We start from the raw sequence: 597 nt of genomic DNA on the forward strand, positions 1-597 counted from the left end.
GGCATGGTGAAGGCGACCTCGCTCGCGAGCGTCATCCAGTATCCGGAATTGCTGCACAACGCCGAAAATATCTACTACGCCAATTCCCGCGTCATCGAGCTGCTGATCGTCGCCGGGCTCTGGTACCTGCTCGTCGTCTCGATCCTGACCCCGCTCCAGATGCTGCTCGAACGCCGTTTTGCACGCGGCACATTGCGGCTTGCGCGATGACAAAACCCCTCGTTGCGATCCGCTCCGTCAGCAAGAATTTTGGAGAGTTTCAGGCTCTCAAGAGCGTCTCGCTCGACGTCTGGCCCGGCGAGGTGATGTGCCTGATCGGCGCTTCCGGCTCGGGCAAGACAACGCTGCTTCGCTGCATCAACCAGCTCGCCGCGATCGACAGTGGCGGCATCTGGCTCGACGGCGAGCTCCTGGGCGTGCGCGAGCAGGGCGGACGGCTTCATCGCCTCGGCGAACGGGAGATCGGGCGGCAGCGGCTGAAGACCGGCATGGTGTTCCAGCGCTTCAATCTGTTTCCGCACAAGACCGCGCTGGAGAACATCACCGAAGGTCCGACGCAGGTTCAGGGGCGCAAATCGGACGAGGTGYGCGCCGAGG

General features: G+C 63.1%; 1 protein-coding gene and 1 pseudogene. Both read left to right on the plus strand.

Features of this window, described 5'->3' with window-relative positions:
- Positions 1-210: pseudogene (locus AC1D00_RS44385) on the plus strand (amino acid ABC transporter permease); the annotation flags it as partial.
- Positions 207-597, plus strand: a 391-nt coding sequence (locus AC1D00_RS44390; RefSeq protein ID WP_477015112.1) for an ATP-binding cassette domain-containing protein, incomplete at its 3' end; no start/stop codon positions are given. The pseudogene AC1D00_RS44385 and the gene AC1D00_RS44390, both read left to right, overlap by 4 nt.

It is taken from the genome of Bradyrhizobium sp. P2_E8 (assembly GCF_056403875.1).